This window comes from Micromonospora echinofusca (assembly GCF_900091445.1).
GTDB lineage: Bacteria > Actinomycetota > Actinomycetes > Mycobacteriales > Micromonosporaceae > Micromonospora > Micromonospora echinofusca.
Genome location: NZ_LT607733.1, coordinates 6,791,019 through 6,817,357 on the forward strand (window position 1 = coordinate 6,791,019; position 26,339 = coordinate 6,817,357).

The window sequence follows — 26,339 nt, forward strand, 5'->3', positions numbered from 1 at the left end:
CCGGAGTCCGCCGCCGGGCTTCTCGACATGGTCCCGTGATCGTGCGCCCGGACCCGCCGCGAGGGAAGCACCGGGCGGGGCGAGGCTGCTCACAGCGGATAGGCTGAGCGGCGGCCGAGCAGACGAGTGCGAGAAGGAGCCATCCGTGCGCCCAGGTGGACAGCCGAACATGCAGCAGATGCTGAAGCAGGCGCAGAAGATGCAGCAGCAGATCGCCAAGGCGCAGGCCGAGCTCGCCGAGGCGGAGCTGACCGGCACCGCCGGCGGTGGCCTGGTGACCGCGACCGTCGCCGGCACCGGCGAGCTGAAGTCGATCAAGATCGACCCGAAGGCGGTCGACCCGGAGGACGTGGAGACCCTGGAGGACCTGGTCGTCGCGGCCATGCACAACGCGGCCGAGGCGGCGCGGGAGCTGACCGAGCAGAAGATGGGCCCGGTCACCGGCGGCATGGGCGGCCTCGGCCTGCCCGGTTTCTGAGCGACAGATGTACGAGGGCGCCATCCAGGACCTGATCGACGAGTTGGGGCGGCTGCCGGGCGTGGGCCCGAAGAGTGCCCAGCGGATCGCGTTCCACGTCCTGTCCGCCGACCCGGCCGACGTCAACCGGCTGGCCGGGGCGTTGCGCAAGGTCAAGGAGCTGGTGCGGTTCTGCACCAGTTGCTACAACGTGGCCGAGTCCGACCGGTGCCGGATCTGCCGGGACCCGCGCCGCACCGACGAGGTGCTCTGCGTGGTCGAGGAGCCCAAGGACGTGGTGGCGATCGAGCGCACCGGCGAGTTCCGGGGCCGCTACCACGTGCTCGGCGGGGCGATCAACCCGCTGGAGGGGATCGGGCCGGACAATCTGCGCATCCGCGAGCTGATGGCCCGGCTCAGCGACGGCACGGTGCGGGAGCTGATCCTGGCCACCGACCCGAACACCGAGGGCGAGGCGACGGCGACGTACCTGGCGCTGATGGTCAAGCCGATGGGCATCTCGGTGACCCGGTTGGCGAGCGGCCTGCCGGTCGGCGGCGACCTGGAGTACGCCGACGAGATCACGCTCGGCCGGGCCTTCGAGGGCCGTCGCGCCGTCTGAGTTCCCGTCATGGCCGGTACCGGATCGCGGTGCCGGCCATCGTCGTACGGGCGCCCGCGCGTCCACTGTGGGTTCTGACATGTGGGCGATGCTGGCGACGATCGATGTAACAAATCCGCATCGGTCAAACCGGACATTGCACCCCTATGATGGCGGTCCGGAACGGCCTCTGCGGCGGGCCGCATCGGTTAAGACACGATCCGGTACCAACCGGTTCCGCGAAGGTTTCCCGCCGGTCCGAACGACGGCTAAGGTCACGGCGATCGGTGACCCCTGTCACCACGATTGTCCGTAACCCCAAGGACGAGGTGAAGCACCCATGCGTGCATCCAGGCCGAAGGTCGCGATCGCGGCCGTCGCGGTCGCGGCCCTCGCGGTAGCAGGCTGCGCCGAGAGCGACCGCGATGACAGTTCCGGCGGTAGCAAGAAGGACACCCTCGTCTTCGGCGTAGCCGGAGACCCGAAGGTGCTCGACCCTAGCTTCGCCAGCGACGGTGAGTCGCTGCGCGTGGCGCGTCAGGTCTTCGAGACGCTGGTCCGTCCGGAGGAGGGTGGCACCAAGGTCACCCCCGGCCTGGCCGAGTCCTGGACCCCGGACGCCGCGGGCACCACCTGGACCTTCAAGCTGCGCTCCGGCGTGAAGTTCCACGACGGCACCGAATTCAACGCCGAGGCGGTCTGCAAGAACTTCGACCGCTGGTACAACGCCAAGGGCCTCATGCAGAGCCCGGACGTGACCGCCTACTGGCAGGACGTCATGGGCGGCTTCGCCAAGAACGAGAGCGCGGAGCTGCCGCCGAGCCTCTTCAAGTCCTGCACCGCCAAGGACGCCACCACGGTCGACCTGGCCTTCACCCGGGTCTCCAGCAAGATCCCGGCCGCGCTGATGCTGCCGTCGTTCTCGATGCACAGCCCGACCGCGCTGGAGAAGTACGACGCCAGCAACGTGGGCGGCACCGCCGAGGACATCAAGTACCCGGCGTACGCCACGGAGCACCCGACCGGCACCGGTCCGTTCAAGTTCAAGACCTGGGACGTCGCCAACAAGACGCTGACCCTGGAGCGCAACGAGGACTACGCCGGCAACAAGGCGAAGCTGAAGACCCTCATCTACAAGACCATCTCCGACGAGAACGCGCGCAAGCAGGCGCTGCGCTCCGGCGACATCCAGGGCTACGACCTGGTCGGCCCGGCCGACGTCGAGCCGCTGAAGGGCGAGGGCTTCAACGTCCTGACCCGTCCGGCGTTCAACATCCTCTACCTGGCCATCAACCAGAAGGGGAACCCGAAGCTCGCCGACGTGAAGGTCCGCCAGGCCATCGCGCACGCGCTGAACCGGCAGGCCCTGGTCGACTCGAAGCTGCCCCCGGGCGCCAAGGTCGCCGAGAACTTCCTGCCGGACACCGTCGAGGGCTGGAACGGCGACGTCACCAAGTACAACTACGACCCGGCGAAGGCGAAGGCGCTGCTGGCCGAGGCCGGCGCGACGAACCTGACCCTGCGGTTCCACTACCCGACCGAGGTCACCCGGCCGTACATGCCGAACCCGAAGGACATCTTCGAGCTGCTCTCGGCGGACCTCAAGGCGGTCGGCATCACCGTCCAGGCCATCCCGCTCAAGTGGAGCCCGGACTACCTGAACGCCACCACCTCCGGCGCCAAGCACGACATCCACTTCCTCGGCTGGACCGGTGACTACGGCGACGCGTACAACTTCATCGGCACCTTCTTCGACCGGCCGAAGGACGAGTGGGGCTTCAACAACCCGGCCCTGTTCGCCCAGTTCAAGGACGCCGACACCACCGCCGACGCGGCGGCCCGGACCGAGAAGTACAAGGCCCTGAACAAGGCCATCATGGACTTCCTGCCCGGTGTCCCGGTGTCGCACTCGCCGCCGGCGATCGTGTTCGGCAAGGACGTGACCGGGGTCAAGGCGAGCCCGCTCACCGACGAGCGGTTCTCCACCGCCGAGTTCAAGTCCTGATCTGACGCTCCGAGTCGTGGGCGGGCGCTGTTTCGGCAGCGCCCGCCCACGACCCTCCGTACCCCTTTCGAGGCCGCCGTGTTCCGGTTCATCGTCAGACGCCTGCTTCAGCTGATACCCACGCTGTTCGGGCTCTCCCTCCTGCTGTTCATCTGGCTCCGCCGACTGCCCGGCGGTCCCGAGACCGCCATCCTCGGTGAGCGTGGGACGCCCGAGATGCGCGCCCAGATCCGGCGCAACATGGGCCTCGACGAGCCGATCCTGGTGCAGTACGGCCGGTTCGTGCGGCGGCTGATCCGCCTGGATCTGGGCACCTCGACCTCCACCAAGCGGACCGTCGTCACCGAGTTCGTCGAGCGGTTCCCCGGCACGGTCGAGCTCTCCGTCACGGCGATGCTGATCGCGGTCGGCGTCGGCATCCCGCTGGGCTACCTGGCGGCCCGCCGCCGTGGCCGGATGCTGGACCACCTCTCCGTGGGCGGCTCCCTGATCGGCATCTGCATCCCGGTCTTCTTCCTCGCGTACGTGCTCAAGGCGATCTTCGCCGAGAACCTCGGCTGGTTCCCGGCGAGCGGCCGGCAGGACCCGACGCTCGGGGCGACGCGGGTCACCAACTTCTTCGTCCTCGACGGTCTGATGACCCGGGAGTGGGACGCCGCCGCCGACGCGCTCTGGCACCTGGTGCTGCCGGGCGTCGCGCTGGCCAGCATCCCCCTGGCGATCATCGTCCGGATCACCCGGGCCAGCGTGCTGGAGGTCCTCAACGAGGACTTCGTACGCACCGCCGAGGCGAAGGGACTCACCGAGAGCACGGTCCGGCGCCGGCACGTGCTGCGCAACTCCATGCTGCCGGTGGTCACCTCGATCGGCCTGCTCACCGGCGGCCTGCTCTCCGGCGCGGTGCTGACCGAGACCGTCTTCGCCTTCAGCGGCATCGGAGCCTTCATCTACGAGGCGATCAGCCAGCGTGACTATCCGGTCCTGATGGGCTTCATCCTGATCATCGCGGTGGTGTACGTGCTGGTGAACCTCCTGGTCGACCTCTCCTACAGCCTGATCGACCCGAGGGTGAGGGTCCGATGACGATCACCAGCGGCAAGAAGAAGGAAAAGATCGACCGGCTCGCCGAGCTGGCGGCCCGGGAGGACGAGCGCGGCGTCAGCCTCTGGAAGGAGGCGTTCCGCCGGCTGCGGCGCAACCCGGCGGCGATCGTCGGCGCGGTGATCCTCAGCCTGTTCCTGCTGGTCGCGATCCTCGGGCCGTTCTTCGTCCCGCACCCCCCGGACGCCCAGCTCTGGAAGAGCGAGATCCGTCTCGGCGACTTCCCCGGCTTCCGTGGGGAGAACTGGTTCGGCGTCGACCACATCGGTCGCGACGAGTTCAGCCGCATGATCGTCGGCGCCCGGCAGACCCTGCTGGTCGGCGTGGTCTCCACCCTGATCGGCCTCGCGGTCGGCTCGCTGATCGGCGGGATCGCCGGTGCCGCCGCCGGCCTCGGCGGCCGGTGGGGCCGGGCGGTCGACAACGTGCTGATGCGTTTCGTCGACATGCTGCTGGCCATGCCGAGCCTGCTGCTGGCGATCAGCATCGCGGCCCTGCTCGGCGCCGGGCTGACCACGGTCATGATCGCGGTCGGCGTGGTGTCGGTGCCGGTCTTCGCCCGGCTGCTGCGCGGCTCGATGATCTCCCAGGCGAACAGCGACTACGTCCTGGCCGCCGTCTCGCTGGGCGTCAAGAAGCCGAAGATCGCGCTGACCCACGTGGTGCCGAACTCGCTCGCCCCGGTCATCGTGCAGGCCACCCTCACCCTGGCCACCGCGATCATCGAGGCCGCGGCGCTCTCCTTCCTCGGCCTCGGCAACAACGACGCCTCCATCCCCGAGTGGGGTGTGATGCTCGCCGACGCGCAGCAGTACCTCGACTCCGCGCCCCGGCTGGCGATCCTGCCCGCCCTCGCCATCATCGTCACCGCGCTGGGCTTCACCCTGCTCGGCGAGGCGATGCGCGAGGCACTCGACCCGAAGCTGCGGAAGTAGGGCCGGTGAGCGCGAGGAGTGCGCTGGCGAGCCCCGCAGTCGCGAACGAAAGGCGGGCCCGACATGGCTCTGCTTGATGTCGAAGATCTCTCCGTCACCTTCGCCCGGCGCGGTCAGCGCACCGTGCACGCCGTCGACGGGGTCTCCTTCTCCGTCGACGCCGGCGAGGTGGTCGGCCTGGTCGGCGAGTCCGGCTGCGGCAAGAGCGTCACCTCGCTGGCGATCATGGGTCTGCTGCCCAAGCAGCCGGGCCTGCGCGTCGGCGGCAAGGCGGTCTTCGACGGCACGGACCTGCTCCAGCTCGACGACCGGTCCCGGCGGGACATCCGTGGCCGGGACGTCGCGATGATCTTCCAGGACCCGCTCTCGTCCCTGAACCCGGTGATCCCGATCGGGTTGCAGGTCACCGAGGTGCTCACGCGGCACCGGGGGATGAAGGGCGCGGCGGCGGAGAAGGAGGCGGCGGCCCTGCTGGACCGGGTCGGCATCCCCGACCCGAGGCGGCGGCTCAAGGAGTACCCGCACCAGCTCTCCGGCGGCATGCGGCAGCGTGCCCTGATCGCGATGGCCGTGGCCTGCAAGCCCCGGCTGCTGATCGCCGACGAGCCCACCACCGCGCTGGACGTCACCATCCAGGCGCAGATCCTGGAGCTGCTCAAGGAGCTGGTCCGGGACTCCGGCACCGCCCTGGTGATGATCACCCACGACCTGGGCGTGGTCGCCGGGATGTGCGACACCATCAACGTGCTCTACGGCGGCCGGGTGGTGGAGACGGCCCGCCGTCGCCCGCTGTTCCGCGAGCCCCGGCACCCGTACACCGTGGGGCTGCTCGGCTCGGTGCCGCGCCTGGACGCGGGGCGCGGCGAGCGGCTGAACCCGATCCCGGGCTCGGTCCGCGACCTGCTGCCCTGGCCGGACGGCTGCGCCTTCGCGCCGCGTTGCACCCGGCGGGTCGACGAGTGCGTGGGGGAGCCGCCCGCGCTGGTGCTCGCCCACGACGGGCGCAGCTACCGTTGCGTCAACCCGGCGCCGGTGCCCGGCACCCTGCCCCCGACGGCCGGCACCGGCACCGCCCCGGCAGAGCCGGCCGCCACCCCGGCACCGACGACCGACGCCCCGGCCGCCGCCACCGCACCGGCGACCGACGCCCCGGCCACGGTCGCCACCGCACCGGCGGACGCATCCGCGACGGAGGCGACCGCGGGCCCGGTGCCCGCACCGCGCGAGGAGGAGAAGCCGTGACCGAGAGCGAATTCCTCGTCGAGGTCCGCGACCTGAAGGTGCACTTCCCGATCCGACGGGGCGTGATCTTCGACCGTACGGTCGGCCACGTGAAGGCCGTCGACGGCGTCGACCTGAGCATCCCGCGCGGCAAGACGTACGGGCTGGTCGGCGAGTCGGGCTGCGGCAAGTCGACGCTGGGCCGGGCGCTGCTCCAGCTCACCCCGCCCACCGGCGGCGAGGTCAGGTTCGACGGCGTCGAGCTGACGACGCTGCCGTCGGGCAAGCTGCGGTCGATGCGTCGCCGGATGCAGATGATCTTCCAGGACCCGATGTCGAGCCTGGACCCCCGGCAGAACGTGGAGTCGATCCTCACCGAGGGGTTGCAGGCCCACGGCATCGGCGGCGACCGGGACGAGCGCCGGAAGATCATCGGCGAGACGCTGGACAAGGTCGGCCTGCCCCGCTGGGCGCTCTCCCGCTACCCGCACGAGTTCTCCGGCGGCCAGCGGCAGCGCATCGGCATCGCCCGGGCGCTGGTGCTCGGGCCCGACCTGATCGTCGCCGACGAACCGGTCTCCGCGCTCGACGTGTCGATCCAGGCCCAGGTCGTGAACCTGCTCGACGATCTCCAGGACACCCTCGGCCTGACCTATCTGGTGATCGCGCACGACCTCGCGGTGGTGCGGCACATCTCCGACACGGTCGGCGTGATGTACCTGGGCGCGCTGGTCGAGGAGGCGCCGAGCGACCGGCTCTACACGGAGCCGCTGCACCCGTACACGCGGGCGCTGATGTCGGCGGTGCCGGTGCCGGACCCGGACGTGGAGGACCGCCGGGAGCGCATCCTGCTCGCCGGCGACCTGCCCTCGCCGGCCAACCCGCCGGCGGGCTGCCGGTTCCACACCCGCTGCCCGTGGGCGCAGCCGACCCGCTGCGCCGACGAGCGGCCCGTGCTGCGGGACATCGGCGGCAGCCGGGTCGCCTGCCACTTCGCCGAGCGGATCGCCAGCGGGGAGCTGCGCCCGCACAAGGTCAGCGTGCAGCTCACCCGACCGGTCGGCGAGGGCGAGGAACCGCACACCGTCTCCGCCCCCAGCGAGCCGGGCTCGTACGTCTGATCCGCGTCGCGGACGCGGCCCCTCGACCGGAGGGCCGCGTCCGGGCGGCCGGTCGGTGGGGTCAGCCCTCGGGGCGGTGCAGCAGCGCCACCGCGACGGCGTGCACCGCGTCCAACCCGGCCGGGTCGGCCAGCGCCACCCTGCCGCCGGTGACCGTGTACCACTCGTCGGCGTCCTTGTACTGCACCGTCAGCGTCACCTGGCCGTCCGCGTACCCGGTGCGCAGGGTCAGCTCGCCGGTGACCACCCCGACCTCGTCGGTCATCACCCCGCCCGGACCGGGCACGACGTCGGCCGTACGCTCCGTCGCGGCGGTCGAGGTGCCCTCGGCGTCGGCAGCCATGCCGGCCCCCGGCACCCCGGTGGTCGTGCCCGCCGCGCCGTCCGCCGTCATGCCGGCCGTGGTCGGCCCGGCCGGCGCGCTGCCGGTGGCCGCCGCCGCGTCCTCCCCGGTGGCGTCCGGCGTCTGCTCCGGGGCGGGGGTGCCCCCGGCTCCGGTCACGGCTTGCTCGCCCATGTGCAGCCCTCCAGCATGTCGGTCAGGGCGGCCTTCTCGGCACTGGTCACCGTCAGCCGCCAGTGGTGCTTCACCGTCACCCAGTTGTCGGCGTACTGGCACCAGAACGACCGGTTCGCCGGCTTCCACTGGGACGGATCCTGGTCACCCTTTGCCCGGTTGGAGGACGCGGAAACCGCGATGAGCTGCGGCCGGTCCAGATCGTTGGCGAACTCGCCACGCTTCGCGTCGTCCCACTCGTCGGCGCCCGAGCGCCACGCGTTCGCCAGCGGCACGGTGTGGTCGATGTCCACGTCGGACGGGTCGGTGAACGCGCGACCGTCGTAGACGCTCTCCCAGTGCCCGCCCACCACGTTGCAGCCGGAGAGCTTGATGTCCTCCCCGTCGCGTTTCAGCACGCTGTCGCGTACGTCGCAGTTCTTGCCGGTGTCCCGCCAGTGCGGGAAGCGGCTGCGGCTGTAGCCCTTCATCGACCCGGCGGTGGCCACGGTGAGCTGGGTCAGCTTCTGTGCGGCGTTTCCGCCGCTGCCGCCGCTGCTCGGCGCGACGTCCGGCTCGTCGGCGGCGACGCAACCGGCCGCGCCGAGCGCCAGCGCCGCGGCGAGCGCGGCCGTCACTGCGGCTCGCGGTCCTGATCTGGTACGCACAGACGACACCTCTCCAGCTTGCGGGCTCCCGGCGATCCCGCACAGTACCCGGGCCGGGTTTCGGCGATTCGTGGCGTCTCTCATATCGCGCGGGGCAGATTGGACGCCATGACCGAAACCGCGCCCGCGCTCCGGCTGGGCACCGCGCACGGGCGGGGCACCCTGCTCGCCGCCGTCCTCGCCTCCGGCATGGTCTTCCTGGACACCACCGTGGTCAACGTGGCGCTGCCCCACCTCGGTGCGGACCTCGACGCCACCGTCGCCGGTCTCCAGTGGACGGTCAACGGCTACCTGCTGATGCTGGCCGCCTTCGTCCTGCTCGGCGGCGCGCTCGGCGACCGGTTCGGGCGGCGGCGGGTCTTCCTGGTCGGGGTGGTCTGGTTCACCCTCGCCTCGCTGCTGTGCGGCCTGGCGCAGGGCACCGAGTGGCTGATCGCGGCCCGGTTCCTCCAGGGCGCCGGGGGCGCGCTGCTCACCCCGGGCTCGCTGTCGGTGCTCCAGGCCAGCTTTCACCCGGACGACCGGGGTCGCGCCATCGGCGCCTGGTCGGGGCTGTCCGGCGTCTCCACCGCGCTCGGCCCGTTCCTCGGCGGCTGGCTGATCGACGCGCTCTCCTGGCGGTGGATCTTCTTCCTCAACCTGCCGCTGGCCGTGCTCGTGCTGCTGGCGACCCTGCGCTGGGTGCCGGAGAGCCGGGACAAGGCCGCGTCCCGCACCGGGACGGCGGGGCGGGGCCGGCGCCGGTTCGACGTGGCGGGCGCCCTGCTCGGCGCGCTGGCCCTGGCAGGCGTCACGTACGCGCTGATCGACGCCCCCGTCCGGGGCTTCGACTCGGTGCCGGTGCTCGCCGCCGCGCTGGCGGGCGTGGCCGGCGCGGTGGCCTTCGTGCTGGTCGAGCGGCGACGGGGGGACGCCGCGATGCTGCCCACCGGCCTGTTCGGCAGCCGGCTCTTCTCCGTGCTGAACGTCTTCACCGTGCTCGTCTACGCGGCGCTCGGCGGCTTCACCTTCTTCCTCGCCGTCTACCTGCAGAACGTGGTCGGCTGGTCGGCGCTGCTCACCGGGGTCGCGCTGCTGCCGATGACGGTGCTGCTGCTGGTCGGCTCGGCCAGGGCGGGCGCGCTGTCGGCGCGGATCGGGCCGCGGCTGCCGCTGACCGTCGGGCCGGTGGTCGCCGCCGCCGGGCTGGTGCTGCTGCGTGGCGTGGATCCGGGCGCGTCGTACTGGCGGGACGTGCTGCCCGGGGTGGTGCTCTTCGGGATCGGGCTGACGCTGGTGGTGGCGCCGCTGACCGCCTCCGTACTGGCCGCGGTCGACGACCGCTTCGCCGGCGTGGCGAGCGGCTTCAACAACGCCGCGTCCCGGGCGGGCGGACTGCTGGCGGTGGCCGCCCTGCCGCTGCTGGTCGGGCTCTCCGGCGCCGGCTACGCGCAGCCGGCCGCGCTGACCGACGCGTACCGGGGCGCAATGCTCTGGTGCGCCGGCCTGCTGCTGGCGGGGGCGGCGATGGCCGTCCTGCTCGTGCACCGCCCGGCGAGTGAGGAAGGGCACCCCGCCTGAACGGAGTGCCCTTCCCCGTCCGTCAGGCGCGGGCGCGGTTGACGGCGCTCGTCACGGCCTTCACGGAGGCGGTGACGATGTTGGCGTCGGTGCCGACGCCCCAGACCGTACGACCGTCGACCTCGCACTCCACGTACGCGGCGGCCTGCGCGTCCCCGCCGGAGGAGAGCGCGTGCTCGTGGTAGTCGAGCACCCGTACCGCCACGCCCACCGACTGGAGCGCGTTGACGTACGCGTCGATCGGGCCGTTGCCGACCGCGGTCAGCGAGCGCGGCTCCCCGCCCAGGCCGACGCGGGCCTCGATCTCGACCTTGCCCTCGGCGGTGCCGATGGCGTAGTCGTCCAGGGTCAGCGCCGGGTCGACCTGGTGGTCGAGCAGGTAGTGCGTGGCGAAGATCTCCCACATGGTGCCCGGGTCGACCTCGCCGCCGTCGTGGTCGGTGACCTGCTGGACCACGCCGGAGAACTCGATCTGGAGCCGGCGCGGCAGGTCGAGCTGGTGCTCGCTCTTCATGATGTACGCGACGCCGCCCTTGCCGGACTGCGAGTTGACCCGGATGACCGCCTCGTAGGTGCGGCCCAGGTCCTTCGGGTCGATCGGCAGGTAGGGCACCGCCCAGGTGTGCTGGTCGATCGGCACCCCGGCCGCCGCCGCGTCCTTGGCGAGCGCGTCGAAGCCCTTCTTGATCGCGTCCTGGTGGGAGCCGGAGAAGGCGGTGTAGACGAGGTCGCCGGCGTACGGGTGGCGCTCGTGCACCGGGAGCTGGTTGCAGTACTCGACGGCGCGCCGCACCTCGTCGATGTTCGAGAAGTCGATCATCGGGTCGACGCCCTGGGAGAACAGGTTCAGCCCGAGTGTCACCAGGTCGACGTTGCCGGTGCGCTCGCCGTTGCCGAACAGGCAGCCCTCGACCCGGTCCGCGCCGGCCAGCAGCCCCAGCTCGGCGGCGGCCACGCCGGTGCCCCGGTCGTTGTGCGGGTGCAGGCTCAGCACCAGGCTGTCCCGCCGGGGCAGGTGCCGGTGCATCCACTCGATCGAGTCGGCGTAGACGTTCGGCATGGCCATCTCGACGGTGGCCGGCAGGTTGACGATCAGCTTGCGGTCCGGCGTCGGGTCGACCACCTCGATGACCTTGGCGCAGACCTCCAGCGCGTACTCCAGCTCCGTGCCCGTGTAGGACTCGGGCGAGTACTCGTAGTGGATGTCCGTGTCCGGGGTGTGGATCTCCGCGTACTTGCGGCAGAGCCGCGCGCCCTGGGTGGCGATGTCGGCGATGCCGTCGCGGTCCAGCCCGAAGACCACCCGGCGCTGGAGCGTGGAGGTCGAGTTGTAGAAGTGCACGATCGCCCGCCGGGCGCCGCGCAGCGACTCGAAGGTCCGGTCGATCAGGTGCTCCCGGCACTGGGTGAGCACCTGGATCGTGACGTCCTCCGGGATCAGGTCCTGCTCGATGAGCTGCCGTACGAAGTCGTAGTCCGTCTGGCTGGCCGAGGGGAAGCCGACCTCGATCTCCTTGTAGCCCATCTGCACCAGCAGCTGGAACATCCGGCGCTTGCGCTCCGGCGACATCGGGTCGATCAAGGCCTGGTTGCCGTCGCGCAGGTCCACCGCGCACCAGCGCGGCGCGGCCTCGACGTGCCGGGTCGGCCAGGTGCGGTCGGGCAGGTCGATCCGGAACTGCTGCTGGTACGGCTGGTAGCGGTGGTACGGCATCCGGCTGGGGCGCTGCCGGGCGATGGGATCGGTGTCAGCGTCGGTGACGGGTTGAGCCATGACGGAGTGCTCCCTGGAACATGTGGCGTCAGCAATCGGAAGGTGTCGGCCGGGTGCCGGGCGACGGTGCCCGGGCGGTTGCCGATGGAAGGTTCGGATGTGCTGGACGGCGCGGTTCGACTCCGCGACGAGGTGCCGGCCTTCAGGCCTCGTCGCGGCGACCAAGGAGGAGGTACGCCTGCCACATGACGAGGTAACCCTACGTGGCCGGCCGGGGGGCGGGAAGGCCGGTCCGAACTATGAGACGCACTTCGCAGGCTCGCTGGTCAGCAGCAGGTCGGCCAGGGGGAGACGGCGGCGCAGGCCGGTCTCCGACCGCAGCAGGTCGGCGGGGAGGCTCAGCGGGTCGCCGAGCTGCCCGACTGCCGCCACCACGTGTGGCCGTACGTCCGCCGGCAGGTCGAGGTCGGCGGCCAGGCCGGCGTGGTCGAACTCGTGCAGTTGGCGTACGTGCAGGCCGAGCGCCGTGGCCTGCACGGTGAGGTGGGCGACCGCCTGGCCCAGGTCGTACGCGTGCCCGGCGGGGCCGGTGCGGTGCGCGCCGAGCAGCAGGGCGGCGGCACGCTGCGCCCAGCGCTGGTCGGGTTCGGGCAGGTTGACCAGGATCCGCTTGAACGTCTCGTCGTCGCGGTGCCCGAGCGCGAACCGCCACGGCTGGGCGTTGCCGGCCGACGGCGCCCAGCGGGCCGCCTCCAGCAGCGCGGCCGCGTCCTGGCGGGACAGCTCCGCCACCGGGTCGAAGGACCGGGGGCTCCAGCGGAACGCGAGCAGCGGGGTGAGGTCGACCATGGGGCTAGTGTCCCGTAAGGGCGATTGGTGGGTTAGGGGTGGGATGTCCGAATGTGGCGAAGGGCACCCGTAACGTCACCGCCGGTCAGGGCGTTCCCGCGCCCGGGCTCGTGGCCGGTTCCGTGGTCGGCTCCGGCGTCGCCGTGCCGAGCGGCTCGGCGACGACCACCGGCCCGGCCAGCTGGACCGTCGCCGGGGCCGGCGCGGGCGTGCCCGCGAGCAGCAGCGTGCCGGACGCGGTGTGCACCGCCGTGGGCGTGCCGTCGGGGTCGTAGCAGTAGATCCCCACGTCCAGCGGCGCGTTGATCGACGCCGACGTGGTCTCGACCGAGTAGCAGGCCCCGGCGGCGCCGGGCGGCGGCTGGGCGGGCGACACGGCGAGCGGGGCCCGCCGGTCGGTCAGCACGTCCAGCCAGTCGGTGAACGGGTGCTGCACGCGCGGGTCGACCCGGCGGGGCACGGCCTCGTCGCGATCGCCGAGGCGTACGCAGGTCGCCGGCTCGGGCCGGGCGGCGGACGGCAGGGCGCACTGGAACAGCCCGTCGGCGGTGGCCGCGAACGAGACGTCGGCGCTCCCGCCGAGCGCGCCGCCCGGCACGTCGACCCGCCAACTGCCGTCGTTCGCGGTGGTCACCAGGATCGTCCGGTCCGGGGACCCCGGGGCGCGCAGCGTGTAGCTGGCGACCAGGTGCCGGTCCTGCGCGGCGGCCGCCAGCGCGGCCAGCTCGTCGCGCGCCGCGTCCATGCCCGCCGGCACCGGTGCCGAGGTGGGTGTGGGCCGGGGGGCCGGCAGGTCGGCGGTGCAGGCGGCGAGGAGCGCGGGCAGGGCGAGCGCGAGCGTGGCGGCGAGGCGTCGGGCCGGACGCGCCGGGGTGCGCGCGGGCTTCGCGGGAAGGCCGGCCGGACGGAGATGGGCGTGCACGGGGCCATTCTGCGGCCCGGGAGGCACGCGCGTGCGCCCCGCCGCGCGCGGCGTCCCGGCGTGTCGCGCACCACCCCGCCCCCGGCGGCCGGGCCGGATCGTGGGATCACCCGACCCGGCCGGGTCGGGGGACCGATACCCTGGGTGCGTCTGACACGCGCCGCCGGCTGAACTCCGGCGGCGTCGGCACGCTCAGGGTCGTCGCTGGAGGGAGCGCACCGTCGTGGCACTCGTGGTGCAGAAGTACGGCGGGTCCTCCGTCGCCAACGCCGAGCGGATCAAGCGGGTGGCCGAGCGCATCGTCGCCGCCCGCAAGGCCGGCGACGACGTCGTCGTGGTGGTCTCCGCGATGGGGGACACCACCGACGAGCTGCTCGACCTGGCCAACCAGGTCAGCCCGCTGCCGCCGGGCCGCGAGCTGGACATGCTGCTCACCGCCGGGGAGCGGATCTCCATGGCGCTGCTCGCCATGGCCATCCACAACCTGGGGTACGAGGCCCGCTCGTTCACCGGCTCGCAGGCCGGCGTGATCACCACGTCGGTGCACGGCCGGGCGCGGATCATCGACGTCACCCCGGGCCGGCTCAAGGGCGCGCTCGACGAGGGCGCGGTCGTCATCGTCGCCGGTTTCCAGGGCGTCTCGCAGGACACCAAGGACGTCACGACGCTGGGCCGGGGCGGCTCCGACACCACGGCGGTGGCGCTCGCCGCCGCACTGCACGCGGACGTCTGCGAGATCTACACCGACGTGGACGGCGTCTTCAGCGCCGACCCGCGGATCGTCCCGAACGCGCGGCACATCACCCAGATCACGTACGAGGAGATGCTGGAGCTGGCCGCCTGCGGCGCCAAGATCCTGCACCTGCGCAGCGTGGAGTACGCCCGCCGGGCGGGCTTGCCGATCCACGTCCGTTCGTCATACTCGACCAACACCGGCACGATGGTCACCGGATCGATGGAGGACCTTCCTGTGGAGCAAGCACTGATCACCGGGGTCGCCCACGACCGCAGCGAAGCCAAGATCACGATCGTGGGGGTGCCCGACGAGCCGGGCGCCGCCGCGCGGATCTTCGACACCGTGGCCGGCGCCGAGATCAACCTCGACATGATCGTGCAGAACGTGTCCACCGAGGGCACGGGCCGCACGGACATCTCCTTCACGCTGCCCAAGGCCGACGGCCCGACCGCCATGGCCGCCCTGAGCAAGATCCAGGAGTCGGTCAAGTTCAAGGGCCTGCTCTACGACGACCACGTCGGCAAGGTCTCGCTGATCGGGGCCGGCATGCGCTCGCATCCCGGTGTCGCGGCCGGCTTCTTCGCCGCCCTCGGCGCGGCCGGGGTCAACATCGAGATGATCTCCACCTCGGAGATCCGGGTGTCCGTGGTCTGCCGCGACACCGACCTGGACGCCGCCGTGCGTGCCATCCACGAGGCGTTCGACCTCGGCGGCGACACCGAGGCCGTCGTCTACGCGGGGACGGGACGGTAGCCACCGTGTCGCCGCTGCCCACCCTGGCCGTGGTCGGGGCGACCGGTGCCGTCGGCACCGTGATGTGCGAGCTGCTCAGCGGCCGGAAGAACGTCTGGGGCGAGATCCGGCTGCTCGCCTCGGAGCGCTCGGTCGGGCGGCGGCTGCGCTGCCGGGGCGAGGAGCTGACCGTCCAGGCGCTGACCCCGGAGGCGTTCGACGGCGTCGACGTGGCGATGTTCGACGTCCCGGACGAGGTCTCCGCGCAGTGGGCGCCCGTCGCGGTCAGCCGCGGGGCCGTCGCGGTCGACAACTCCGGCGCCTTCCGGATGGATCGCGACGTGCCGCTGGTGGTGCCGGAGATCAACCCCGAGCAGGTACGCAACCGGCCGAAGGGGATCATCGCCAACGCCAACTGCACCACCCTGGCGATGATCATCGCGATCGCCCCGCTGCACCGCGAGTACGGGCTGCGCGAACTCGTGCTCGCCTCCTACCAGGCGGCCTCCGGCGCCGGCCAGAGCGGCGTGGACACCCTGCACGCCCAGCTCACCAAGATCGCGGGGGACCGGGTGCTCGGCTCCCGCCCCGGCGACGTACGCCAGGCGGTCGGCGACGACGTCGGCCCGTTCCCCGCGCCGCTGGCGCTCAACGTGGTGCCCTGGGCCGGCTCCCTGGTCGACGCGGGATGGTCGTCCGAGGAGATGAAGCTGCGCAACGAGTCGCGCAAGATCCTCGGGCTGCCCGACCTCAAGGTCTCCGCCACCTGCGTACGGGTGCCGGTGGTGACCGGCCACTCCGTCGCGGTGCACGCGGTCTTCGCCACCGAGGTGGACGCCGAGGGCGCCCGCGAGGTGCTGCGGAACGCGCCCGGGGTGATCCTGGTCGACGACCCGGGGGCGGGCGAGTTCCCCATGCCCATCGACGCGGTCGGCACCGACCCCTCGTGGGTGGGCCGGATCCGCCGTGCCGTCGACGACCCCCGCGCGCTGGACTTCTTCGTCACCGGCGACAACCTCCGCAAGGGCGCCGCCCTCAACACGGCCCAGATAGCCGAACTCCTCGCCAAGGAGCTGACCCCCCGCTAACCCCGCCCGCTCGCGTCGATCATGGCTGCGCGGGACCTCGGCGGCCGGGCGGTGTTGGTCCGCCGACTGGATACCACACAGGTATTTTTATGCCGCTGAGGTATCAGCTGTCCGGTGGTGGTGGTTCGTCGGCCAGTACACCTAGGCCGGGGCGAGGCGGGTGGCGTCGCGGCCGTGGCGTTTGACCGCGTAGAGGGCCTGGTCGGCGCGACGCAACGTGGCTTCGGGGGATTCGCCCGGGCGGGGGAGGGCCACCCCGACGCTGATCGTGCGACCGATCCGCCGCGCCGCCTCGTTCAGGCGCTCGGCGATGCGTACGGCCTCCTCGGGGCGGGTCACCTCGATCACCGCCACGAACTCGTCGCCGCCGACGCGGTAGAGCTCGTCGCCGTGCCGCAGCGCCCTTTCCAGGGCCCGGGCCAGCCGGACGAGGACGCGGTCACCGGCCTGGTGGCCGTACGTGTCGTTGACGGTCTTGAAGCCGTCCACGTCGATGGCGAGCAGGGCCGTACGTCCCGGGGTGGCCGCCGCGATCCGCTGGCCGAAGGGCCCCGTGTGCCGTAGCCCGGTCAGCGGGTCGGAGTTGGCCTGCTCGCGCAGGCGGGCCAGCGTACGCAGCCGGTCCAGGCAGCTCCACGCCTGACCGGCGAGCAGCTCCAGCAGGTTGACGGTGGTCGGGTCGGGGCGCAGCAGCCGTTCGTCGGCGACCAGCAGCACCCCGCCGTCGTCGGGCTGGCCGACCGGCACCGCGACCAGGGTGCGCACCCCGGCCCGGGTCAGCGGCAGGTGGTCCGGGATGGGCGGATGTCCCGCCTCGCCGAGCGTGTAGCCCACGCCGTGGCGGTGGGCGCGGGTGACCAGCCGGTCCAGCGCGGCCGGGCCCGCCTCGGCCAGCTCCGCCCGGATCCGCCCCTCCAACTCGCCCGGGGTGGCCGGCGGCGTGCCGAGCCGGGGCCCGGTCGGGCCGGTGAGCACCAGCACCGCCGCGGAGAGCGTGGAGACGTCCCGGGCCGCGGTGATCGCGGCGGCGAACAGATCCCACTCCGTCGACGCCGAGGTCAGCGCGGCGGCGTGCCGGAGGAGCTTCTCGCTGCGGCTCTCCGCCGGTGGCCCGCCGAGCGCCACGATCCGGGCGCCGAGCCGGGCCGCCAGCCGCTCGGCGGTGTCGCGCCAGGGCCCGAGGTCGGTCGGACCGCACCACTGGAGGTCCAGCACCCCGATGGGCCGGCCCGCCGGGTCCAGCACCGGTACGCACACCTCGGCGGTGACGTCGGGGCGTACCGGGATGTAGTCGGGGTCGTCGGCGACGTCGGGCACGACGGCGGTCTCGCCGGAGGCGTACACCCGGCCCACGATCCCGGTCTTCGGCGGCACGGTGGAGAAGACCTGCCAGGACCCGGTGGCCGCGACGCAGCGCAGCCGGTCGTGGACGTGCAGCAGGACGGAGATGGTGGCCGGCGCGTGGCGGGCGAGCGCCGTGACGGTCCACCGGCACGCCTCGACGACGGTCGACGCCATGGGGAGGCGGACCGTGACGTCTCGGATGACTCGCTCGTGATCCACTCGGCACGTCGTTCCAGGTAGGGAGGGCTGCGACCGGCGGGCGGGCCCGCGATCAAGCGTACTCAGCGGACCGCCGTACCGCCGTGGTTCAAGATCGTCCGCGTTCTTCGTACACATGTGCCATCCACAGGCTGTGGACAGGGCCTGTGGGTACGGGCGGGCCGCGCGCCGGGGCTCGCGGCGATAGCGTGAGGGTCCCCGGTCGAGTGGAGGCACCGATGCTCATCGCCCAGCTCAGTGATCCGCACCTGACCACCGGCGCGCTCGCCGCCGAGCCGGCCGCCGGCCTGCACCGCGCCCTGGGCCGGGTGCTGGCGCTGAACCCCCGGCCCGACTGCGTGGTCGTCACCGGCGACCTGGTCGAGCGTGGTCGCCCCGACGAGTACGCGACCCTGCGCGAGATCCTCGGCCGGTTCCCGCTGCCGCTGCACCTCGTCGCCGGCAACCACGACGACCGCGAGTCGCTGCTGGACGCGTTCGGCGGCACCCCGTGGCTCGGCGGTGGCTTCTCGGCCTACTACCACGTCGACCATCCGGAGGCGACGGTCGTGGTGCTGGATTCCCTGATGCCGGGCGGGGGTGGCGCCGGCTGTCTCGGCGAGGACCAGCTCGGCTGGCTGGAGGGGGTGCTGGCCGGCCGGCCCGAGGTGCCGGCGGTGGTCTGCCTGCACCACCCGCCGGCGCCCGTCGGCATCCCGTTCCTCGACGACATCCGGCTGACCGACGGCGACGGGCTGGCCGAGGTGGTCGCCCGGCACCCGCACGTCGTCCGGGTGCTCGCCGGGCACGTCCACCGCCCCGTGACGGTGAACTTCGCCGGCACGGTGCTCACCACCGCGCCGAGCACCTGGCGGCAGAGTTCGCTCACCACCAGCCCCGACGAACGGTTCGGCTGGGTCGCCGAGCCGACCGGCTTCCTGCTGCACCAGGTCGCCGGAGGCGGCTGCGTCACGCACCTGGTGCAGGCCAGCCACGCCGCCGGCATGACCTGCGACCTCTGACCGCCGGCGGTCGGTCGGACGACCGGCGCACGTCCCGCCGGCCGGCAGCCCGTCGGCACTGCCGGGCATGTCGGAAACGCCCGTCCGGACGTGCCTCCGGTCGCGGGTATGCCCAGCTCCGGGGGTACGCCCCGGTCGACGGGGACGGGCGACGATGAGAGGCTGTCGGCGACGCGGCGGCGATCCCCCACCGGCGTCACCGCGACCGAACACTGCCGACGGCGCGGCCAGCCCCCGGGGTTGACCGTCACCCGGGTGCCCGCGCCGGCTTCCCACGAGGAGTTCCATGTCCATCCCCGGGATGCGCCGGGCCGCCATCGGCCTGACCGCGCTCGCCGTGACCGCCCTCGGCGCGGTCACGACCACCCCCGACCAGGCGGACGCCGGCCCGAAGCCGGTCGCCGTCAAGCTGCTCGCGCTCAACGACTTCCACGGCAACCTCGAACCGCCGTCCGGCTCCAGCGGCACCATCGCCGGGCAGCCCGCCGGCGGGGCCGAATACCTCGCCACCCAGCTCGCCGAGCTGCGCAAGCGCGCCGCCAAGGAGCAGAACACGATCACCGTGGCGGCCGGCGACCTGATCGGCGCCTCCCCGCTGCTCTCCGCCGCGTTCCACGACGAGCCGACCATCGAGGCGCTTTCGCTGGCCGGGCTCGACTACGCCAGCGTCGGCAACCACGAGTTCGACGAGGGTGCCGACGAGCTGCTGCGCATCCAGAACGGCGGCTGCCACCCGGTCGACGGCTGCGTCGACGGCACCCCGTACGAGGGCGCCGGCTTCCAGTACCTCTCCGCGAACGCGTTCAAGACCGCGACCGGCCAGCCGCTGCTGGCGCCGTACGCCATCCACAAGGTGCAGGGCGTCAAGGTCGGCTTCATCGGCATGACGCTGGAGGGCACCCCGCGCATCGTCAGCCAGCAGGGCGTCGCCGGCCTGACCTTCGCCGACGAGGCGCAGACCGCCAACCGGTACGCCCGCGAGCTGCGCCGCCAGGGCGTCGAGACCATCGTCGTGCTGCTGCACGAGGGCGGCACCCAGGACGCCACCGGCGGCATCAACGACTGCAAGGGCATCTCCGGCCCCATCGTGGACATCGCCAACCGGATGGACCCGTCCATCGACGTGGTCGTCAGCGGCCACACCCACCAGGCGTACAACTGCGACATCAGCGGCAAGCTGGTCACCAGCGCCAGCTCCTTCGGCCGCCTGGTCACCGACATCGACCTCTCCATCGACCGGCGCACCGGCGACGTGATCAGCGCCAAGGCCGAGAACGTGGTGGTCACCCGGGACCTCGCCCCGGACCGGGCGCAGACCGACCTGATCAAGCGCTACAAGACCGTGCTCGGCCCGGTGGCCGGCCGCGAGGTCGGCCAGACCACCACGGAGATCAAGAAGACCCAGGAGACCCTCTTCGGTACGACCATGGGCGAGTCGCCGCTGGGCAACCTGATCGCCGACGCGCAGCTCGCCGCCACCGACGACGAGCAGGGCGCCGTCGCCGCCTTCATGAACCCCGGTGGCGTACGCGCCGACCTCGACGCCGGGCCGGTCACCTACGAGGAGGCGTTCACGGTGCAGCCGTTCGCCAACAACCTCGTGACGCTCGACCTCACCGGCGCGCAGCTCTACTGCCTGCTGGAGCAGCAGTTCGTCACCGGCCGGACGCTCTACCCGTCGTCGACCGTCCGGTACGTCGTCGACCCCGCCGGCACCACCGGCACCGCCGCCGACGCCTGCTCCGGCACCCGGGTCGTCCGGGGCAGCCTCACCCTCGGCGGTACGGCGGTCACCGCCGACGCCACGTACCGCGTCACGGTGAACAACTTCCTCTCCGGCGGCGGCGACGGCTTCACCGTCCTCACCGGCGGCACCAACGCGGTCACCGGAATGATCGACCTCGACGCGTTCGTGGCCTACCTGACCGCCCAGTCCCCGGTCTCGGCACCGGCCCTGGACCGCATCCGCACCACCGCGGAGGTCCCCGCCGCCTGACGGCGGACGCACCAGTCGACGGGCCCCGGAGCATCCGCTCCGGGGCCCGTCGTCGTCCGGCGCGGTCACCTCGGCATGGTCGAGTGGGCGCGGTCAGGCCTTCGCGGCAGCCGGCTCGGCGGCCGGCGGGGTGGCCGGCGCGCGGCCGTCCTGGGCCGGCGTGAGCAGCCGGCGCAGGGAGAGCGCGATGAGCGATGCCACCAGGCAACCGCTGACGACCGCCACGACCCAGATCCGGCCGTTGGCCGCACCGAGCAGCGGGCCCGCCGTGACCGGACCGATCACCCCGCTGATGCCGAAGATCATCGAGCTCATGGCGTTGTACCGGCCGCGCAGCGCGTCCGTGGCGAGCGCGTTCGTCAGCGCCGGCATCACCGGCGACAGCAGCGTCTCGCCGAAGCCGAAGATCGCCGAGCAGGCCACGACGCAGAGGGCGGCGACCAGCGCGTTGCTCGGGCCGACCACGCCCCCGGCCCCCAGGACCAGCCAGGCGAGCGCGAAGACCGCGCCCACGACCGCCAGCCCGCCCGTCCGGCTGCGCCCCTCCATCCGCCGCAGGACCAGCAACTGGGAGAGCACGATCATCACCGTGTTGCCGGCCAGCGCCCAGGCGACCACGCGCGGCGTCACCTCGGCCACCCGCACGGCGTACGCGGTGAAGCCGACCTCGATCTGCGCGTAGCCGCAGGTGGTGAGGACCAGGCCGAAGATGACCAGCCGCCGGAACGGACGGTCACGCAGCACGGTGAGGTAGCCGCCGGCCGACGCCCGGTCCCCGCCCGTCGCGGCGGCGAGCCGGTGGCCCACGTGCGGCAGGGTCAGCAGGATCAGCGCGGGCATCAGGTAGCTGATCGCGTCGAGCACGTAGATCGTCTGGAAGGTGACCGCGCGGGCCGTGTCGACGATCGCCCCGGAGGTCAGGCCGCCGAGGCCGATGCCGAGGTTGAGCAGGGCGAAGTTCAACCCGAAGACCCGCTGCCGCTCGTCGACGTCGGTGAGTGAGGCGAGGATCGTGTTCTGCCCGGGCCAGATGACGGAGCTGCCCATCGCGACCAGCGTCATCACCCCGAACGCCGAGGCGCTGGAGTCGACCAGCGCCAGCGACCCGGTGCCGACCGCCTCGATCACCAGGCCCGTCAGCAGGATCCGGCGGGCGCCGAACCGGTCGATGAGCGTGCCGCCGATGGGCGACAGCGCCAGGGTCACCACGCCGTACCAGCCGATCACCAGACCGGCGCGGGTGTCGGAGAGGCCGCGGACGTCGGTCAGGTAGATGAACAGGAACGGCAGGGTGAGGCCGCGCCCGATCGCCGACAACAGCGTGCCGATGAGCATCCGCCGGGCTTCGGAGCGGCGGGGCAGGGCGCGACTGAGCATCCCCCGATTCTGTGTGCTGGGTGTGACACAGCGCGAGGCCTTTTGGCGCCGAGTTTCCCGTTCACCCTGTGCGCGGGGTCACAGGACGGGCGTGCCGGCGGGGCGTCGTACCTCTCTGCGATCCTGGTCGCGATGACCACCACCTGGCAACACCTGCCCGCACCGGCCCGCGAGATCGCCGCCGCCACCACCGACGCGGTCGCCGCCGCCCGCGAGCGCGCCCCCGAGGCGTACGACGTCGCGGTGGCCCGGCTCGCCGCAGCCGACCGTTCCGGCCTGGTGCTCGGCGCGGTGGTCCGGCTGCTGCTGGAGGAGACCCACCCCGACGGCCTGGACGGCGACGACGTCCGTCAGGTGCTCGAAGGCTGCGTGCGCGACGCCGCGCAGTGGCAGCCCGACGTCGACCCGCACGTGGTGCTCGTCCTGCTGGCGGGCGCCCTCGGCGTCTACGACCCCGACGGCGACGAGTCGCCGCCCGACCCGCCCGCCGTGGCGCGGCACGGGCCGCTGCTCGTCGCCGACCTGCTCGCTGCCACGGGGCGGCCCCTCGACGGCTACCTGACCGCCGCGTTCACGGAGATCGCGCGCACCGAACAGCAGGACTGACCGGCCCCCCGGGGGCCGGCACTCGACTGGGGATGGTCCGACATGACCAGCAAGTTCACCGAGCTGGCGATCGACTGTGCCGACCCGCACGCTCTCGCCCGGTTCTGGTGCGCCGTCCTCGGCTACGTCGTGCAGGACGAGGACGACGAAATCGTCACGATCGGCTCCCCCGTGGTGCCGGAAGGCAGGGACCGCCCCGGCCCGGTGCCGCCGACGTTGACGTTCGCGCGGGTGCCCGAGGGCAAGACCGTCAAGAACCGGCTCCACATCGACCTCAACCCGACCGACATGGACCGGGACGAAGAGGTCCGTCGCCTGCTCGACCTCGGTGCCCGGCACGCCGACGTCGGCCAGGGCGATGAGCGTTGGGTCGTACTCGCCGACCCGGAGGGGAACGAGTTCTGCGTCCTCGCCGACCGCTGCCCCTGATCGGACGCCGCGCGCCGCGCCAACCTGCTTCCGGTCGCCTACGGTCGGAAGGACGGTCGGAAACGAGCCAAGGCTTCTCGTCACACCGGTTGGAAGGCCAATGGGAAAGCTGCTGTTTGCCGCGCGGCTTTGGTACCGGGCACGAAGACCATCACAGAACGGTCGCCGCCGCCGGTGACAATGCGGTGCCGGCCGTCCGGTCCGGGCAGCACCGCTACCGCCCACACCCCGTCGGTGTGGCCGGTCAGCTCGCTTGGCCGGTCGCCGGTGTCGGGGTCCCAGACTCGTACCGTGCCGTCTTCACCGGCGGAGACGATGTGGTGTCGGCCGTCCGGGTCGGGTAGCACTGCCAACGCCGCCACCCAGCCGGTGTGGCCGGTCAGCTTGTTTGGCTGCTCGCCGGTGTCGGGGTTCCAGATTCGTACCGTGCCGTCGCGGCTGGCGGTGATGATGTGGTGTCGGTCGTTCGGTCTGGGTAGCGCTGCCACGGCCAACACCCCGTCGGTGTGGCCGATCAGTTCGGTCGGTTGGTCGCCGGTGTCGGGGTCCCAGACCCGCACCGTGCCGTCTTCACCGGCGGAGACGATGTGGTGTCGGCCGTTCGGTCTGGGTAGCGCTGCCACGGCCAACACCCCGTCGGTGTGGCCGATCAGCTCGGTTAGTTGGTCGCCGGTGTCGGGGTCCCAGACCCGCACGGTCCTATCGACGCCGGCGGAGACGATGTGGTGTCGGCCGTTCGGTCTGGGTAGCGCTGCCACGGCCAACACCCAGCCGGTGTGGCCGATCAGTTCGGTCGGTTGGTCGCCGGTGTCGGGGTTCCAGACTCGCACTGTGCCGTCGCGGCTGGCGGTGATGATGCGGTGCTGGTCGTGCGGGCCGGGCAGCACCGCTACTGCCGCCACCGAGCCGGTGTGGCCGGTCAGCTTGGTTGGTTGGTTGCTGGTGTCGGGGTTCCAGATTCGTACCGTGCCGTCGCGGCTGGCGGTGATGATGTGGTGTCGGTCGTTCGGTCTGGGTAGCGCTGCCACGGCCAACACCCCCTCGGTGTGGCCGATCAGTTCGGTCGGTTGGTCGCTGGTGTCGGGGTTCCAGATTCGTACCGTGCCGTCGCGGCTGGCGGTGATGATGCGGTGTCGGTCGTGTGGGTCGGGCAGCACTGCCACCGCCGACGCACCGTAGGTGTGGCCGGTCAGTTCGGTCAGCTGGTCGCCGGTGTCGGCGTCCCAGACCCGCACGGTCCCGTCGACGCCAGCGGAGACGATGTGGTGTCGGCCGTCCGGGGTGGGCAGCACTGCCACCGCCGACGCACCGTAGGTGTGGCCGGTCAGTTCGGTCAGCTGGTCGCCGGTGTCGGCGTCCCAGACCCGCACGGTCCCGTCGACGCCGGCGGAGACGATGTGGTGTCGGCCGTCCGGGGTGGGCAGCACTGCCACCGCCGCTACCCCGTCGCTGTGCCCGGTGAGGGTGCGGTGAGTGGTTCCGGACCAAAGGGCGGCTTGCACATGCCAGGGCCAGGCAGGGTGGTCGACGATGAGTGTGTCAGCCAAGTTGATCGATCGGGTCTTGCGGGCCCAGATGTGTAGCCACCAGGCCCGTTGCGGTTTAGGCCAGCCGGTCCAGTCGCTGGTGGCGGCGCTCTCCGCAGCCGCGGCTGCGGTGACGGCGTCCCGTGTGGTCAGTGCGTGTCGGTGCGACAAGATCTGGCCTGGCGGGCAGGACAGCAGGAATCCAGGATCGGATATGAACTCGTCGAGCATCTCGGCGGCGGCAGCGTGTGCGGGCAGCTGCAGTCGGGTGTAGTCATCGATAGCGGACCAGTCGCGCCGGCCGGTGGCCGGGCTGGTGGGCGGCACCAGCCAGGTCGTGATCGCGCGGTGTGCGGTGTGCCAGGCAGCGTGCAACTGGTTGGTCAGCCCGGCATCAACGGGTTCCTCGCCGCTGGGAGGGGCGGTAGTGAACAGGTCGCGCAGGCTCTGGTGGCGAACCTGGTACTGGCGGCGGCGGTCCGGCCCGGTGGTCACGTCGAGGTATGCGCGGGCAGGCCCCTCCAGCCATGTTGCCAGTTCGCCGGCAGCGTCCGGGCTGTTGAGCACCGTAGCGAGGTCGGCGCTACCGATCGCGCGGCCGAGGGCGGCGAGCACAGCAAGAGCAGGCAAGTGCAGCCTGCGCCAATCGGGATGCGCGGCCCACCGGTGCTGGATCTGCAGTTCGTAGTAGCCGCGCAACCCGTCAGGCAAAGAGGCAACGTCATTCGGTGGACGCAGAGCAGCGCGGATCTCGTCCAGCACGTACCGCAGGTATATCCACACCCCGCGGCACCGATCCAGCAATGTCGCGACGAACGCCGGCGTGCTGACCTGATGCTCTACCAGCGCCCGGGTCAGCGCCAGGTCCGGGTTAGGGCCGGTGGTCGCGGCGTGCATGTAGGCGGCCATGTCGGCCAGGTTGTCGGCGCCCTCCACCTCGATTTGCGACCAGCCGACCCGCAACGGATCGCGCAACGCGACCAGTGGCAGACCATACCGACTGGTCGCCACGATGTACGCCCCGGCTGGCAGGGCGTCCGGGGTCGGCAGGCCGAGCGGTACCCCGGTACCCATGCCCGGCGAATCCGGCTCGGCCTCGTCCAACCCGTCAACGACCAGCACAAGTGGCCGGCGCTCGACCACGGGGAAGCGCTCGTCACGGGCCGCCACCGCCGCCCGGATGACCTTGGCCAGCCAGTCCGGCCGCTGCGCCGCCGCCGGAAACACGCCCCCCGGAGTGAACCGCTCCGTCAGATCCCACGCGCCAATCAACTGCGCCGCCAGACTCTTGCGCGCCTCAACCGGGTTACGGGCCCCGCCATCCAGACGGGTGAAGTGGTAGGCACACGGACGCGTCCACACCAGACGAGCCGCCAGCGCACTCTTGCCCACCCCCGCCTCGCCCCGCACTACCACGTACCCCTGTTCGGTGGCCGCGATCCGCTCGTCGATCCGGGCGATCAGGCCAGCGCGGCCCTGAAAGCGGGCGAGATCCAGCTGCTCGTACAGTGGCGCGGGATCGAAGGTCGCGTCCTGGAGACGATCGGACTGACCTACCGTGAATTGCATGTACGTCGGTCCGGTGTGCACCGTCCCGGTGAGGTCCCGGCCCGCAACCACCGCGCCCGGGGCCAG

Annotated in this window: 22 protein-coding genes; 14 read left to right on the forward strand and 8 right to left on the reverse strand. The window is 72.1% G+C overall.

Going from position 1 to position 26,339, the window contains the following annotated elements; all coding sequences use genetic code 11:
* Positions 1 to 169 precede the first annotated feature (169 nt).
* From GA0070610_RS29305 to GA0070610_RS29335, 7 genes are all read left to right on the forward strand, one after another.
* Positions 170 to 478 (forward strand): YbaB/EbfC family nucleoid-associated protein, encoded by a 309-nt coding sequence (locus tag GA0070610_RS29305; RefSeq protein WP_231926256.1) that lies wholly within the window; start codon positions 170 to 172, stop codon positions 476 to 478.
* A gap of 7 nt (positions 479 to 485) precedes the next feature.
* Positions 486 to 1,079: a recombination mediator RecR gene (recR, locus tag GA0070610_RS29310; RefSeq protein WP_089003014.1), complete on the forward strand. Its 594-nt coding sequence runs from the start codon at positions 486 to 488 to the stop codon at positions 1,077 to 1,079.
* Between the two features lie 319 nt (positions 1,080 to 1,398).
* On the forward strand, positions 1,399 to 3,063 hold the full coding sequence (locus tag GA0070610_RS29315) for an ABC transporter substrate-binding protein (RefSeq protein WP_089003015.1): 1,665 nt from the start codon (positions 1,399 to 1,401) through the stop codon (positions 3,061 to 3,063).
* 78 nt (positions 3,064 to 3,141) lie between these two features.
* Positions 3,142 to 4,146, forward strand: a complete 1,005-nt coding sequence (locus tag GA0070610_RS29320; protein ID WP_089003016.1) for an ABC transporter permease — start codon at positions 3,142 to 3,144, stop codon at positions 4,144 to 4,146.
* Positions 4,143 to 5,099: an ABC transporter permease gene (locus tag GA0070610_RS29325; protein WP_089003017.1), complete on the forward strand. Its 957-nt coding sequence runs from the start codon at positions 4,143 to 4,145 to the stop codon at positions 5,097 to 5,099. The genes GA0070610_RS29320 and GA0070610_RS29325 overlap by 4 nt, the downstream gene beginning before the upstream one ends.
* A 63-nt stretch (positions 5,100 to 5,162) precedes the next feature.
* The gene (locus tag GA0070610_RS29330; protein ID WP_089003018.1) at positions 5,163 to 6,341 is read left to right on the forward strand and encodes an ABC transporter ATP-binding protein; all 1,179 of its coding nucleotides are present in this window, start codon (positions 5,163 to 5,165) and stop codon (positions 6,339 to 6,341) included.
* Positions 6,338 to 7,441 (forward strand): ABC transporter ATP-binding protein, encoded by a 1,104-nt coding sequence (locus GA0070610_RS29335; protein WP_089003019.1) that lies wholly within the window; start codon positions 6,338 to 6,340, stop codon positions 7,439 to 7,441. Before GA0070610_RS29330 ends, GA0070610_RS29335 begins: the two co-directional genes overlap by 4 nt.
* Positions 7,442 to 7,502: 61 nt before the next feature.
* On the opposite strand, the gene GA0070610_RS29340 is transcribed toward GA0070610_RS29335, so the two are convergent.
* Together GA0070610_RS29340 and GA0070610_RS29345 are read right to left on the reverse strand one after the other, a co-directional pair.
* Positions 7,503 to 7,958, reverse strand: a complete 456-nt coding sequence (locus GA0070610_RS29340; protein WP_089003020.1) for a hypothetical protein — start codon at positions 7,956 to 7,958, stop codon at positions 7,503 to 7,505.
* Positions 7,940 to 8,605, reverse strand: coding sequence for an HNH endonuclease family protein (locus GA0070610_RS29345; protein ID WP_089003021.1), 666 nt, complete (start codon positions 8,603 to 8,605; stop codon positions 7,940 to 7,942). Before GA0070610_RS29345 ends, GA0070610_RS29340 begins: the two co-directional genes overlap by 19 nt.
* Positions 8,606 to 8,713: 108 nt before the next feature.
* Here GA0070610_RS29345 and GA0070610_RS29350 point away from each other — a divergent pair, with 108 nt between their 5' ends.
* On the forward strand, positions 8,714 to 10,165 hold the full coding sequence (locus GA0070610_RS29350; protein ID WP_089003022.1) for an MFS transporter: 1,452 nt from the start codon (positions 8,714 to 8,716) through the stop codon (positions 10,163 to 10,165).
* Between the two features lie 22 nt (positions 10,166 to 10,187).
* Here GA0070610_RS29350 and leuA read toward each other — a convergent pair whose 3' ends face one another.
* The 3 genes from leuA to GA0070610_RS29365 form a co-directional block, all read right to left on the reverse strand.
* Entirely contained in the window at positions 10,188 to 11,939 is a 1,752-nt protein-coding gene (gene leuA, locus GA0070610_RS29355) for a 2-isopropylmalate synthase (protein WP_089003023.1), read from the reverse strand.
* A gap of 237 nt (positions 11,940 to 12,176) precedes the next feature.
* Positions 12,177 to 12,728: a nitroreductase family protein gene (locus GA0070610_RS29360; RefSeq protein ID WP_089003024.1), complete on the reverse strand. Its 552-nt coding sequence runs from the start codon at positions 12,726 to 12,728 to the stop codon at positions 12,177 to 12,179.
* A gap of 85 nt (positions 12,729 to 12,813) precedes the next feature.
* The gene (locus GA0070610_RS29365) at positions 12,814 to 13,650 is read right to left on the reverse strand and encodes a hypothetical protein (protein ID WP_231925853.1); all 837 of its coding nucleotides are present in this window, start codon (positions 13,648 to 13,650) and stop codon (positions 12,814 to 12,816) included.
* A 223-nt stretch (positions 13,651 to 13,873) separates the two neighbouring features.
* Here GA0070610_RS29365 and GA0070610_RS29370 point away from each other — a divergent pair, with 223 nt between their 5' ends.
* Together GA0070610_RS29370 and GA0070610_RS29375 are read left to right on the forward strand one after the other, a co-directional pair.
* Positions 13,874 to 15,139, forward strand: a complete 1,266-nt coding sequence (locus GA0070610_RS29370) for an aspartate kinase (protein WP_089003025.1) — start codon at positions 13,874 to 13,876, stop codon at positions 15,137 to 15,139.
* Between the two features lie 5 nt (positions 15,140 to 15,144).
* Positions 15,145 to 16,206: an aspartate-semialdehyde dehydrogenase gene (locus GA0070610_RS29375; RefSeq protein ID WP_089003026.1), complete on the forward strand. Its 1,062-nt coding sequence runs from the start codon at positions 15,145 to 15,147 to the stop codon at positions 16,204 to 16,206.
* Between the two features lie 141 nt (positions 16,207 to 16,347).
* Here the strand turns inward: GA0070610_RS29375 and GA0070610_RS29380 are convergent, their stop codons facing one another.
* A complete protein-coding gene (locus tag GA0070610_RS29380; protein ID WP_089003027.1) occupies positions 16,348 to 17,769 on the reverse strand; it encodes a GGDEF domain-containing protein in 1,422 nt (473 codons plus the stop codon).
* A 218-nt stretch (positions 17,770 to 17,987) separates the two neighbouring features.
* Between GA0070610_RS29380 and GA0070610_RS29385 the strand changes: the two genes are divergently transcribed.
* Complete coding sequence (locus GA0070610_RS29385) at positions 17,988 to 18,770, forward strand: phosphodiesterase (protein WP_089003028.1); 783 nt, start codon at positions 17,988 to 17,990, stop codon at positions 18,768 to 18,770.
* A 286-nt stretch (positions 18,771 to 19,056) separates the two neighbouring features.
* Positions 19,057 to 20,766 (forward strand): bifunctional metallophosphatase/5'-nucleotidase, encoded by a 1,710-nt coding sequence (locus GA0070610_RS29390; protein WP_089003029.1) that lies wholly within the window; start codon positions 19,057 to 19,059, stop codon positions 20,764 to 20,766.
* Between the two features lie 93 nt (positions 20,767 to 20,859).
* On the opposite strand, the gene GA0070610_RS29395 is transcribed toward GA0070610_RS29390, so the two are convergent.
* Positions 20,860 to 22,143, reverse strand: a complete 1,284-nt coding sequence (locus tag GA0070610_RS29395; RefSeq protein ID WP_089003030.1) for an MFS transporter — start codon at positions 22,141 to 22,143, stop codon at positions 20,860 to 20,862.
* A 132-nt stretch (positions 22,144 to 22,275) separates the two neighbouring features.
* On the opposite strand from GA0070610_RS29395, the gene GA0070610_RS29400 reads away from it, so the two are divergent.
* Positions 22,276 to 22,749, forward strand: coding sequence for a hypothetical protein (locus GA0070610_RS29400; RefSeq protein ID WP_089003031.1), 474 nt, complete (start codon positions 22,276 to 22,278; stop codon positions 22,747 to 22,749).
* 42 nt (positions 22,750 to 22,791) lie between these two features.
* On the forward strand, positions 22,792 to 23,178 hold the full coding sequence (locus GA0070610_RS29405; RefSeq protein ID WP_089003032.1) for a VOC family protein: 387 nt from the start codon (positions 22,792 to 22,794) through the stop codon (positions 23,176 to 23,178).
* 80 nt (positions 23,179 to 23,258) lie between these two features.
* Here GA0070610_RS29405 and GA0070610_RS29410 read toward each other — a convergent pair whose 3' ends face one another.
* Positions 23,259 to 26,273, reverse strand: coding sequence for an NACHT and WD repeat domain-containing protein (locus tag GA0070610_RS29410; protein ID WP_157747274.1), 3,015 nt, complete (start codon positions 26,271 to 26,273; stop codon positions 23,259 to 23,261).
* Between the last annotated feature and the right edge of the window lie 66 nt (positions 26,274 to 26,339).